Origin of the sequence: Enterobacter sp. P82 (assembly GCF_037053385.1) — a bacterium.
Taxonomy (GTDB): domain Bacteria; phylum Pseudomonadota; class Gammaproteobacteria; order Enterobacterales; family Enterobacteriaceae; genus Enterobacter.
In genome coordinates this window covers 126,688-139,144 of record NZ_JBALHX010000006.1, presented here as the reverse complement: position 1 = coordinate 139,144, position 12,457 = coordinate 126,688, and the positions used below count along the sequence as shown (strand labels likewise).

The 12,457-nt window shown below is 53.3% G+C and carries 11 protein-coding genes; 5 read left to right on the top strand and 6 right to left on the bottom strand.

What is annotated here, in order from left to right; all coding sequences use genetic code 11:
• Positions 1–82: 82 nt before the first annotated feature.
• Entirely contained in the window at positions 83–388 is a 306-nt protein-coding gene (locus WB237_RS20570) for a YsaB family lipoprotein (RefSeq protein ID WP_028018256.1), read from the bottom strand.
• Positions 389–571: 183 nt separating this feature from the next.
• Between WB237_RS20570 and WB237_RS20565 the strand changes: the two genes are divergently transcribed.
• The gene (locus tag WB237_RS20565; RefSeq protein WP_336215952.1) at positions 572–1,567 is read left to right on the top strand and encodes an acyltransferase; all 996 of its coding nucleotides are present in this window, start codon (positions 572–574) and stop codon (positions 1,565–1,567) included.
• On the opposite strand, the gene WB237_RS20560 is transcribed toward WB237_RS20565, so the two are convergent.
• From WB237_RS20560 to xylA, 4 genes are all read right to left on the bottom strand, one after another.
• Positions 1,560–2,480 (bottom strand): GlxA family transcriptional regulator, encoded by a 921-nt coding sequence (locus WB237_RS20560; protein ID WP_336215950.1) that lies wholly within the window; start codon positions 2,478–2,480, stop codon positions 1,560–1,562. The genes WB237_RS20565 and WB237_RS20560 overlap by 8 nt on opposite strands.
• Entirely contained in the window at positions 2,480–3,019 is a 540-nt protein-coding gene (locus WB237_RS20555; RefSeq protein ID WP_336215948.1) for an isochorismatase family protein, read from the bottom strand. Before WB237_RS20555 ends, WB237_RS20560 begins: the two co-directional genes overlap by 1 nt.
• Before the next feature lie 103 nt (positions 3,020–3,122).
• The gene (gene xylB / locus WB237_RS20550) at positions 3,123–4,577 is read right to left on the bottom strand and encodes a xylulokinase (protein WP_336215946.1); all 1,455 of its coding nucleotides are present in this window, start codon (positions 4,575–4,577) and stop codon (positions 3,123–3,125) included.
• A 59-nt stretch (positions 4,578–4,636) separates the two neighbouring features.
• Positions 4,637–5,959 (bottom strand): xylose isomerase, encoded by a 1,323-nt coding sequence (xylA, locus tag WB237_RS20545; protein ID WP_014830210.1) that lies wholly within the window; start codon positions 5,957–5,959, stop codon positions 4,637–4,639.
• 372 nt (positions 5,960–6,331) lie between these two features.
• Between xylA and xylF the strand changes: the two genes are divergently transcribed.
• The 4 genes from xylF to xylR all read left to right on the top strand — a co-directional run bounded on the left by xylF (position 6,332) and on the right by xylR (position 11,309).
• On the top strand, positions 6,332–7,324 hold the full coding sequence (xylF, locus tag WB237_RS20540; protein ID WP_336215942.1) for a D-xylose ABC transporter substrate-binding protein: 993 nt from the start codon (positions 6,332–6,334) through the stop codon (positions 7,322–7,324).
• A gap of 72 nt (positions 7,325–7,396) precedes the next feature.
• The gene (locus WB237_RS20535; protein WP_336215940.1) at positions 7,397–8,938 is read left to right on the top strand and encodes a xylose ABC transporter ATP-binding protein; all 1,542 of its coding nucleotides are present in this window, start codon (positions 7,397–7,399) and stop codon (positions 8,936–8,938) included.
• Positions 8,916–10,097, top strand: a complete 1,182-nt coding sequence (gene xylH, locus WB237_RS20530; RefSeq protein ID WP_336215938.1) for a xylose ABC transporter permease XylH — start codon at positions 8,916–8,918, stop codon at positions 10,095–10,097. Before WB237_RS20535 ends, xylH begins: the two co-directional genes overlap by 23 nt.
• A 33-nt stretch (positions 10,098–10,130) precedes the next feature.
• On the top strand, positions 10,131–11,309 hold the full coding sequence (gene xylR, locus WB237_RS20525) for a D-xylose utilization transcriptional activator XylR (RefSeq protein WP_256068154.1): 1,179 nt from the start codon (positions 10,131–10,133) through the stop codon (positions 11,307–11,309).
• A gap of 39 nt (positions 11,310–11,348) precedes the next feature.
• On the opposite strand, the gene WB237_RS20520 is transcribed toward xylR, so the two are convergent.
• Complete coding sequence (locus WB237_RS20520) at positions 11,349–12,173, bottom strand: protein bax (RefSeq protein WP_032666887.1); 825 nt, start codon at positions 12,171–12,173, stop codon at positions 11,349–11,351.
• Between the last annotated feature and the right edge of the window lie 284 nt (positions 12,174–12,457).

The window sequence follows — 12,457 nt, the reverse complement described above, 5'->3', positions numbered from 1 at the left end:
ACGGGTTTGTTTAGGGAAAATTGGGAAATAAGCCGTCGAGCCAGAGCGCTGATGGCGTCTGGCTGTAGATTATACGAGCAGGCTAACGCATGGAGAGGTGTAAAAACTGGCCGTCCGCATCAAACGAGCAGATAAAGCCTTCTTTACGGGATGTATAACCCCTCAGCTCATAACTTCCCTGAAAGCGCTCAAACCCGGTGACATCAATTTTCTGCACGTCCGAGTTATAGCGTCGGGCCGCCTGCCCCTTACAGAGCTGTTCCATATTCAGCGAACGTTCCGGGCTTATTTTCCCCTGCTGCGCTTTTTGCACGGGGGCTTCTTGTGGGGCACTGCACCCTGCCAGCATGAACAGCAGAAAGAGTGACGCCACACGCTTCATCATCATTTTTATCACCGCCCTGGTCAGTGGCTGTTATTTTTAGTATCAAAGCTTTTATAGATTATGGTCGGGCATTCTGCGAATCTCGCGGCCTCCCTACAAGTCTGATGAATAAAACTCAGAATTTTCCAGACGAAGACTTTTGGACAATGGTAGTCACACTCAATTTACAGGGAAAACGAGGAACTGATGCAGTCAAAAATTAACTGGATTGATAACCTGAGAGGAATCGCGTGTCTGATGGTCGTCATGATCCACACGACGACCTGGTATGTCACCAATCCGCACAGCATCACTCCTGTTAACTGGGATATTGCCAATATTCTCAACGCGGCTTCGCGCGTCAGCGTGCCGCTATTCTTTATGATTTCCGGCTTTCTCTTTTTTGGCGAGCGCAGCGCGCAACCGAAGCACTTCATCCGCATCGCTGCCTGCCTGGGATTTTACAGCGCCGTTGCCTTGCTCTATATCACCCTGTTCACTTCCATTAATGCCGGGTTATCGCTGAAATACGTGCTGCAAAAACCGGTGTTCTACCACCTGTGGTTCTTCTTCGCCATTATTGTTATCTATCTGGTCTCTCCGCTCATTCAGGTGAAAAACGTCAGCGGCAAAATGCTCCTGGCTCTGATGGTCGTCATTGGCGTCATTGCCAACCCGAATGCTGTCTCGCAGAAACTCGACGGTTTTGAATGGTTACCGGTCAACCTCTATATCAGCGGCGATACTTTTTACTACGTGCTATATGGCATGCTGGGGCGCGCCATCGGGATGATGGATACCCAAAAACGCGGTATGAACTGGCTGTGTGGGGCGTTGTTTATCGCTGGCGTGGCGGTGATTTCACGCGGGACGCTGCACGAGTTGCAGTGGCGTGGAAATTTTGCCGACACCTGGTATCTGTATTGCGGACCAATGGTCTTTATCTGTGCCGTATCACTCCTCACGCTTGCCAAAAATACCCTGAATACGCGTCCCTTGCCCATGCTGAGCGTTATCTCGCGGCATTCTCTGGGGATTTATGGATTTCACGCGCTGATCATCCACGCGCTACGAACGAGGGGCGTTGAGCTGAAAAGCTGGCCGGTGCTGGATATTATCTGGATTTTTGTCGCCACACTGGTTGTCAGCCTGCTGCTGTCGATGCTGCTGCAAAAAATAGACACGCGCCGCTTCATCAGTTAACGCTTCGCTGCCGGGCGCGATGATACTGGCGCGGGGAGGAAAACCCTGCCGCCAGTGAAGCCTGCTCCACACCGCGCCCCTGCAACAACCACTGCTCCGCGACCGCCAGACGCAACTGCTCCAGATAATCGCGAACGCTAATCCCTAAATGCGACTGAAAAAGCCGGGTTAGATGACGTGGGCTGACATGCGCCACGGCGGCGATCTCAGGCAAATTCCATGTTTTTTGCGGCTCGGCGGTGAGCGCATCCTGCGCCCGATGGATAGCCGGATGAAGATGATTGCGGTAGCGCAACCACGGGGATAACTGGGGGTCATCTCCAGAGCGGCGGAACCAGACCACCATCTCACGTGCCACGGCCAGCGCCTTTTCCGGGCCGCACAGGCGGTTAATCATATGCAGTGCCAGATCGATGCCAGAGGTGATCCCTGCGCTGGTCCAGATATTCTCATCCTGCACAAATATCCGGTTTTCTTTAATCGTCGCCGTGGGAGCCGCAGTGCGTAAACGGTTAATAACATCATGATGGGTTGTACACTGACGGTGATTCAGCAGGCCTGATTTTGCTGCCAGCAACGCCCCTGAACAGACGCACATCACGGTTATATCCTGGCGTTGGATCTGCGGCTGCAGGCGCATCAACCAGTGCTGGATCTGCTGCGCCTGTGGCGTTGAGAATTGACAGCGGGAGTCGCTCACCCCCGGCAGAACCAACAGGCTGCCTGGAGGCAGGCTTTCGGGCAGCGGCTTAATGCCGCTCATCGTCAGGCCTATCGACGTCGGAACGTCCGGTTGCGGGCCAATGTAATGCAGACGAAACACGTCGCCAGCCAGCACAAAGGTCTCCGCCGGTCCCGTCATATCTAATGACAGCACCCCGGGCAACATCACGAACCAGACGTCGATGCGCATTACAATGACTCCAGCGTCTCCGCTACTGTTTTAATCTCGGCAAAACGCCCGGACAGCACCGTCTCAGTACGATGACGAATTTCCGCTGAGCTAAGGGTAATTCCCTTGTAGGTCATTGGAAATGTAAGCGTTGCCTCGCTAACAAAAGTCACAGCATAACCCAGATCGGATGCCACGCGTGCAGTGGTTTCACAGCATTGTTCAGTGCGAATGCCGCAGATAATAAGCTGGTTGATATCACGCTCGCGCAACCAGCGGTCCAACCCGGTATCCGTGAAAGCATTATGGACATGTTTCTGGAAAACCACATCAGGTTGATGACGTAAAAAGGCCATTGGTTTGACATAGCCGCTCTGTAGGGTGAAAGGGCCGTCTTCATCGACATGGAAAATATCCACGACCGGAATACCGCGCGCCTGGCAGCCTTCTATCAGTCCCAGCATCGCCTGCTGAAAGGCAGGAATGTCGTCCTCCCGCCAGTAATGGCGGTGATGGAACGACTGCTGAGTATCAATATTGATTAATGCAATGCGTGACATGAGAGATCTCCTCGCCAGTGGGTGTGACACCATACTGGCAAGGAAAGGAAGGCACGCACAGACCAAAAAAGGACATCCTCGTGCCTATCCAGGACAAGCGTATTTACGACATCAGCGGCAGCAACTGCTGATAGATTTTGCGGAACACGTCGCGTCTTTCCGCGTACCGCGCATGGCGTGACGCGTCAGGTAAATGCGCCTGTTCAAGCGTAAGCTGCGGCAACAGCTGCGAAAGCGGTTTTTCAGGGTTGATGGCTATCTGTGCCAGACGCGCGGCACCAAGTGCTGGCCCGACATCTCCACCGGTGCGAAAATCCAGCTGCAATCCACTGATATCCGCCAGCATCTGTCGCCAGTAAGGGCTTCGCGCACCACCGCCGATCAGGGTGACGCTTGCCGGTTTCAGACCGCAGTCATGCACCACGTCCATTCCGTCGGCCAGCGCATAGCCCACACCTTCCAGCACCGCACGCGCCAGTTCTGCCGGGCCATGCTGATGGGTTAAGCCAAAGAACACCCCTTTCGCTTCCGGGTTGTTGTGCGGCGTACGCTCGCCGGAAAGATACGGTAAAAACCAGACGGTACCCGCAGCGTCATCCGCCTGCTGCGCCGCAGAAATGAGCGCCGGAACATCGGACATGCCGGTGAGTTTTGCCGCCCAGTCAAGACAGGATGCCGCACTGAGCATGACCGACATCAAATGCCATTTCCCCGGAAGGGCATGGCAGAAGCTGTGTACCGCACTTTCAGGATTGCTGCGATACCCGTCGCTGACGGCAAAATAGACGCCAGACGTTCCCAGAGAAAGCATCGCCTGTCCCGCCTCAACCATGCCGACGCCCACAGCACCCGCCGCGTTGTCACCGCCACCAGCCACCACCGGTACGGCAGGCATATTCCAGCGTTCAGCAACGGTGGGCAGCAGTGTGCCTGTCACCTCACAACCTTCATACAGCGCAGGCATATGTTCACGGGTCAGATGGCAGGCATCCAGCATCGTCTCGCTCCAGTCGCGTTTCGCCACGTCGAGCCACATGGTGCCGGCGGCATCGGACATATCGCTGGCGAAATCGCCCGTCATGCGAAAACGCAGATAGTCTTTCGGCAGCAGGACTTTCGCCACCTGACGGAAAATCTCAGGTTCATGGCGCTGTACCCACAGTAATTTGGGTGCAGTAAAACCAGGCATCATCAGGTTGCCGGTAATCTCACGAGAGTCAGGAACACTCGCCTCAAGAAGCGCACACTCTTCTGCACAGCGGCCATCGTTCCAGAGGATCGCTGGACGAAGCACACGATGCTGGCTATCGAGCAGCGTAGCGCCGTGCATTTGTCCGGCAATCCCCAGTGCTTTCACGTCACGCAGACTGTGTTGTTCACTTAAGGCCTGTATTGCACGATCCGTCGCCTGCCACCACTGCTCCGGATCCTGTTCCGACCACAGCGGGTGCGGACGTGAAACCTGCAGCTTTTCTGTCTGTGTTGCTACCACATCGCCTTGCTCGCTTAACAGGATGGCTTTCACACCCGATGTGCCAAGATCGATCCCGATATACATTCCGGTGACTCCTTTAACAGAAATGCCCGGTGGCGCTGCGCCGACCGGGCTGGATGCTGTTATTTATCGAACAGATAGTGATTGACCAGATTTTCCAGCAACTCCTGGTGCCCGCTCTGGTGCTGCGGTGCCAGTTGATGTTGTTCAGCGTACTTCGCGATTTCCGCAAGTGATAACTGACCTTTCAAAATTTGCTGTCCCAGCTCACTGTTCCAGCCGCTGTAACGCTTCGCCACGCGTTTATCCAGTTCACCGTCTTCAATCATACGCGCGGCCACTTTCAGCGCCAGCGCCATCGTGTCCATCGCGCCAATGTGGCCATAGAACAGATCGTATTTATCGGTACTCTGACGACGCACTTTGGCGTCAAAGTTCAGGCCACCCGTGGTGAAACCACCCGCTTTGATGATTTCATACATCACCAGCGCATTCTCTTCCACGCTGTTCGGGAACTGGTCTGTATCCCAGCCCAGCTGTGCATCGCCCCGGTTAGCATCAACAGAGCCGAAGATGCCCAGCGCAATAGCAGAGGCAATCTCGTGATGGAAAGAGTGACCCGCCAGGGTGGCATGGTTGGCTTCAATGTTAACTTTAATCTCTTTTTCCAGGCCGAACTGCTTCAGGAAGCCGTACACGGTCGCCACATCGTAGTCATACTGATGCTTCGTCGGTTCCTGCGGTTTCGGTTCAATCAGCAGCGTCCCGCGGAAACCGATTTTGTGCTTATGCTCGACAACCATTTGCATAAAGCGGCCAATCTGCTCGCGTTCCTGGCGCAGATCGGTGTTGAGCAGGGTTTCATAGCCTTCACGACCGCCCCACAGAACATAGTTCTCACCACCCAACTGATGCGTGGCGTTCATTGCCGTCACAACCTGCGTAGCCGCCCAGCTAAACACTTCCGGATCCGGATTGGTTGCCGCGCCCGCACCGTAACGTGGGTTGGTGAAGCAGTTTGCCGTGCCCCACAGCAGCTTCACACCGCTTTGCTGCTGTTTCGCCGCCAGCACATCCACCATCTGCGCAAAATTGTTCAGGTACTCTTTCAGCGACGCGCCTTCCGGTGACACATCCACATCATGGAAGCAGTAGTACGGCACGTTCAGCTTGTGGAAGAACTCAAACGCCACATCGGCTTTACGCTTCGCCAGCTCGATGGCCTCACCAGGTTGCTGCCACGGGCGATCAAAGGAACCCACACCGAACATATCGGCGCCATTCCAGCAGAAGGTATGCCAGTAACAGGCGGCAAAGCGCAGATGATCTTCCATGCGCTTACCCAGCACCAGCTCATCCGGGTTGTAGTGACGAAATGCTAAAGGATTGGTCGTTTTTGGGCCTTCGTAACGAACACGATCGAGTTGGTCGAAATAAGCTTGCATATTGAGCTCCATAATCAGGGGGATGCGGTGAGTCATAGATACAGGAATAATAGTGAATAGACATTTTGGGTTGCTCAATTACGTTATTTCACACTGCTATTGAGAGAATGCACAACTGTGCACTGGCTCGCAAAATAATGTGCAAGCAAACTATTTTTCGGTGTGCATTCCAGAATCAAATGCAATTAAGACGTTACGTATTTTAAAATCCGATCGCGGTCATAAATTCAGAAATAAACCAAATATCATAATGAGAAGATAAAAATCTGTAATTGCCAGCCCGCCTTTCCCCGTTAAGAATTTGCTGCGTCTCAGTAGTGAATGTTTCTTTTATCTCAGCAACACATACCCCTACAAAAAGGCCTAATAATTATGAAGATAAAGAACCTGACCCTTACTCTATGCACAACGCTCCTCCTGGCCAGTTTTACCGGACATGCGAAGGAGGTGAAAATCGGTATGGCGATTGACGATCTGCGTCTGGAGCGCTGGCAAAAAGATCGCGATATTTTTGTTAAAAAAGCAGAATCACTCGGCGCAAGCGTGTTTGTTCAGTCGGCTAACGGCAATGAAGAAACGCAAATGTCGCAAATTGAGAATATGATCAACCGTGGTGTCGATGTTCTGGTCATTATCCCCTATAACGGCCAGGTATTAAGTAACGTGGTGAAAGAAGCTAAACAAGAAGGCATAAAAGTCCTGGCTTATGACCGTATGATTAATAATGCGGACATTGATTATTATATTTCGTTCGACAATGAAAAAGTCGGTGAATTACAAGCGCAAAGCCTGATCGACAAGGTGCCTCAGGGTAATTATTTCCTGATGGGCGGTTCTCCGGTGGATAACAACGCCAAACTGTTCCGCGAAGGGCAAATGAAAGTCCTTAAACCGTACATCGACGACGGAAAAATTAAAGTGGTTGGCGATCAATGGGCCGACGGCTGGCTACCAGAAAACGCGCTGAAAATTATGGAAAACGCACTGACCGCCAACAATAACAAAATTGATGCGGTTGTGGCCTCCAACGATGCCACCGCAGGCGGTGCTATCCAGGCCCTGAGCGCCCAGGGGCTGGCCGGTAAAGTCGCGATATCGGGTCAGGATGCCGATCTGGCCGGTGTAAAACGCATTATCGCAGGCACCCAAACCATGACGGTCTACAAACCCATTACCCAGCTTGCCAATACGGCTGCGGAAATCGCCGTAGAACTGGGTAATGGTAAGCAACCTAAAGCAGATGCGACGCTGAATAACGGGCTGAAAGATGTTCCGGCTCGCCTGCTCACACCAATTGAAGTCAATAAAGAGAACATTGACGCCACTGTCATTAAAGACGGTTTCCACAAGAAGAGCGAACTGTAACCTTACGCAGCCCCTGCTCTGCAGGGGCGCATCACGTTGTACTGTTCTTCCCTCGGGTTACGTGGAGCAGTTATGTCTTATTTACTTGAAATGAAAAGCATCACTAAGCGCTTCGGTACGGTGAAAGCCGTCGACAACGTCAGTCTCCGGCTGAACCCCGGCGAAGTAGTTTCGCTGTGTGGTGAAAACGGTTCGGGCAAATCAACATTGATGAAAGTGCTGTGCGGGATCTACCCGTACGGCAGCTACGAAGGCGAAATCGTCTTTGCCGGTGAAGTCATCCAGGCGACACACATTCGCGATACCGAACGTAAAGGCATCGCCATCATCCATCAGGAGCTGGCACTGGTGAAGCATCTCACCGTGCTGGAGAACATTTTCCTTGGGGCTGAGATTTCCCGCCACGGCGTGCTGGACTACGACACCATGACGCTGCGCTGTGAAAAACTGCTGGCGCAGGTGAGTCTCAGCATTTCACCGGATACCCGCGTGGGCGATCTTGGTCTGGGGCAGCAGCAGCTGGTCGAAATTGCGAAAGCGCTTAATAAACAGGTCAGGCTGCTGATCCTTGATGAACCAACGGCGTCGCTCACCGAACAGGAAACCGCGGTACTGCTCAATATCATCCGCGATCTGCAAAACCACGGCATCGCCTGTATCTACATTTCGCACAAGCTGAATGAGGTCAAAGCCATTTCTGACACCATCTGCGTGATCCGCGACGGGCAACACATCGGCACGCGCGAAGCGGCTGGCATGAGTGAAGATGACATCATCACCATGATGGTGGGACGCGAGCTGACGGCGCTCTATCCGAGTGAGCCTCACACAAGAGGTGATGAAGTGTTACGGGTGGAGAACCTGACCGCGTGGCACCCCGTTAACCGCCACATCAAGCGGGTGAATAACATCTCGTTTTCACTTCATAGCGGCGAAATCCTCGGTATTGCGGGTCTCGTCGGTGCCGGGCGGACCGAAGCCGTACAGTGCCTGTTTGGCGTGTGGCCGGGGCGCTGGGAGGGCACTATTTATATCGACGGTCAGCCAGTGAAAATCGACAACTGCCAACAGGCGATTGCCCGCGGCATTGCCATGGTGCCGGAAGACCGCAAAAAAGACGGTATCGTACCGGTCATGGCTGTGGGTAAAAACATCACCCTTGCAGCTCTTGATCAGTTCTCTGGCGCCCTGAGCAGCCTGGATGATGCCGCTGAGCAGCAGTGTATTCTCCAGTCGCTCGCCCGACTGAAGGTAAAAACATCCTCTCCGGAACTGGCCATTGGTCGTCTGAGTGGGGGCAACCAGCAGAAAGCGATTCTGGCGCGCTGCCTGCTTCTCAATCCACGCATATTAATCCTTGATGAGCCAACGCGCGGGATTGATATCGGTGCCAAATATGAAATCTACAAACTGATTAATCAGCTTGTACAGCAAGGGATTGCCGTCATTGTCATCTCGTCTGAATTACCCGAAGTGCTCGGTTTGAGTGACCGCGTGCTGGTGATGCACGAGGGAAAACTGAAAGCCAACCTGATTAACCAGAACCTGACGCAGGAGCAGGTGATGGAAGCCGCTTTAAGGAGCGAACGTCATGTCGAAAAGCAATCCGTCTGATATCAAAGTCGCGGTTCCGACGCCCGGATCATTCGCGGGGCTAAAAGCGCTGAATCTGCAAGTTTTCGTGATGATCGCGGCGATTATCGTCATCATGTTGTTCTTCACGTGGATGACGGATGGGTCGTACTTAAGTGCGCGTAACGTCTCTAACCTGCTGCGTCAGACGGCCATCACCGGCATTCTGGCTGTGGGCATGGTATTCGTGATTATCTCAGCGGAGATCGACCTGTCAGTCGGTTCGATGATGGGTTTACTCGGTGGTGTGGCGGCCATTTTTGACGTCTGGCTTGGCTGGCCGCTGCCATTGACCGTTGCGGTGACGCTGGTGCTGGGACTTGTGCTCGGTGCCTGGAACGGCTGGTGGGTTGCCTACCGTAAAGTCCCGTCGTTCATTGTCACTCTGGCAGGGATGCTGGCTTTCCGCGGGATCTTAATCGGCATTACCAACGGCACCACCGTCTCTCCCACCAGCGCGGCGATGTCGCAGATTGGTCAGAGTTACCTCTCCGATAGCGTGGGCTTTACGATTGGCGTGTTAGGTTTGCTGGCTTTTGTCGCGTGGCAGTGGCGTGGGCGCATGCGCCGTCAGGCGCTGGGGCTGGCTTCTCCTGCATCAACGTCCGTGGTGGGGCGTCAGGCCCTTACGGCGGTTATTGTGCTGGGTGCAATCTGGCTGCTGAATGACTATCGCGGTGTCCCGACACCTGTATTGCTGCTGGCACTGTTACTGCTGGGTGGCATGTTTATGGCCACGCGTACCGCGTTTGGCCGCCGCATTTACGCCATCGGCGGCAATCTGGAAGCCGCTCGCCTCTCCGGGATCAATGTCGAGCGTACCAAACTCGCGGTCTTTGCCATTAACGGTCTGATGGTGGCTATCGCCGGGTTGATTCTCAGCTCACGTCTGGGGGCTGGTTCACCCTCCGCCGGTAACATCGCAGAACTGGATGCCATCGCCGCCTGCGTCATTGGTGGTACCAGCCTCGCAGGTGGTATCGGTAGCGTGGCGGGGGCCGTGATGGGCGCATTTATTATGGCTTCGCTGGATAACGGGATGAGTATGATGGACGTCCCGACGTTTTGGCAGTATATCGTCAAGGGGGCCATTCTTTTACTCGCCGTCTGGATGGACTCGGCCACCAAACGACGGGCCTGATAACAGTATGATGACTTAATTGGGAAGAGAGCCATGTTCGAAAAGCGTCACCGCATTACGTTGTTATTCAATGCCAACAAAGCCTACGACCGTCAGGTTGTTGAAGGGGTTGGTGAATATTTGCAGGCGTCGCAATCCGAATGGGATATCTTTATTGAGGAAGATTTTCGTACTCGTCTGGAGAACATCAAAGACTGGCTGGGTGATGGCGTTATCGCTGACTATGACGATCCCGTCATTGAGCAACTGCTGACAGACGTCGACGTCCCGATAGTGGGCGTCGGCGGCTCTTACCATTCCCCCGAACACTATCCGCCGGTTCACTATATTGCCACCGATAACCATGCCCTGGTCGAGGCAGCGTTTCTCCATTTAAAAGAGAAAGGTGTCCATCGCTTCGCGTTTTATGGCTTACCCGCCACCAGCGGCAAGCGCTGGGCCGCTGAGCGTGAACACGCGTTTTGCCAGTTAGTCGCGCAGGAGAAGTATCGTGGCGTAGTGTATCAGGGGCTGGAAACCGCCCCTGAAAACTGGCAGCACGCGCAAAACCGTCTGGCTGACTGGCTGCAAACGCTGCCACCGCAAACCGGGATTATTGCCGTCACGGACGCCCGCGCACGCCACGTTTTGCAGGTATGCGAACATTTGCACATCCCGGTACCGGAAAAACTGTGCGTGATTGGCATTGATAACGAAGAACTCACCCGCTATCTGTCTCGCGTGGCGCTCTCCTCCGTTGCACAAGGGACGCGTCAGATGGGTTATCAGGCAGCGAAGCTGCTGCATCGTCTGCTGGATAAAGAATCCCTGTCGCTTCAGCGGTTGCTTGTGCCTCCTGTCCGCGTCGTTGAACGTCGCTCAACCGACTATCGCTCCTTAAGCGACCCGGCCGTCATTCAGGCCATGCACTTTATTCGCAACCACGCCTGCAAGGGAATTAAGGTCGATCAGGTGCTGGATTCGGTGGGTATTTCGCGTTCGAATCTGGAGAAACGCTTCAAAGAAGAAGTGGGCGAAACCATTCATGCCGTCATCCATGCTGAAAAGCTGGAGAAAGCGCGCAGCTTGCTCATCTCCACATCACTGTCGATTAACGAAATCTCGCAGATGTGCGGCTACCCGTCTCTGCAATATTTCTATTCGGTGTTTCGCAAAGAGTACGACACCACGCCAAAAGAGTACCGGGATCGCTACAGTGAGGTGCTGATATAGAAAAGAAAACGCCTTCCAGTGGAAGGCGTTTTTTTGAGATTACATATGGGCGGCGATTAAGCGCTGGTTATCCTGGTACATGGCGAACAGATAGTTGTTATAGCTCTGTCCCTTCGTCGAATAACCTTTCAGCTTGTGGATCATCGTGGTGGCCGTCACTTCCTGATCCGCTTTACGCAGCTGTGCGCGTGATTTACGGAACGATGAATAGGCCGGATGCGTGTTCAGATTCACCACGTAGGCACTCACGGAATCCTTCACGGATTCAAACTGCGAATAGCCTTTCACCTTACCAGGCGCATTGTTACAACGACCTTTCACACATTTCATGCCGAAAAGGTTGTTGTTGCTACGCGCCAGCTTTGACGTGCCCCAGCCGCTTTCGGCTGCCGCCATGGTCGCAACCATGCTATTCGGGATGATATCCACACGCTCCAGCAGAGAATTCCACGGCACACGACGCGTGTTACCGTTCCAGCTCAGCTTGTAGCGCTTCGTGATATCTTTCAGACGCGCGCGTTCTGACGGCGACCAGCGGCTATCGTACTGTTTGGAAATCAGCCAGTTACGATCCGCAGTAATCGCGGCATTTTGACTCGTGATGTAAGGCATTACCGTCCGGAGAAACGCTTTTTTCCTTGGTGTTCCGGAAGGGTATTTTCGCAAATCAGGAAGTGAACTACTCTTTGCACTATTGCGAGAATACTCTTGTTTACTGCTAACCTTACTACTTGTCGTCTTTATAACGTGGGCTTTCTTACTCGTTGTATCCGTGTGCGTCTTCGCAAGCACCTCACCCGAAAATGCCGTGGTGAGTAACATGAGTATCGCAGCCCCATATCGTCGAATGGGAGTCGATATCATTAGGTCTCCTGGTCGGATGTAATCATCCTAACACCTTATTTTTTTCACAAATTTGAGAGCGGAATCTCAAATCATATCAAAAATAGACTTCAAGAGCACGTATAGAAATAGTCCAATTCCGAAACTATGTCATCTAAAACTTGCTCACAAAAACACCATTCCCGAAAAAATGTGTGCGGTATCGCAGATAACTGCTTAATTTTGCGCGAGATCACTCATCCTCTCGCGTCCTCCTGGCAGAAAGCGATAAGGGATGAGTTTTTACCCACAACCTGATGGCACAC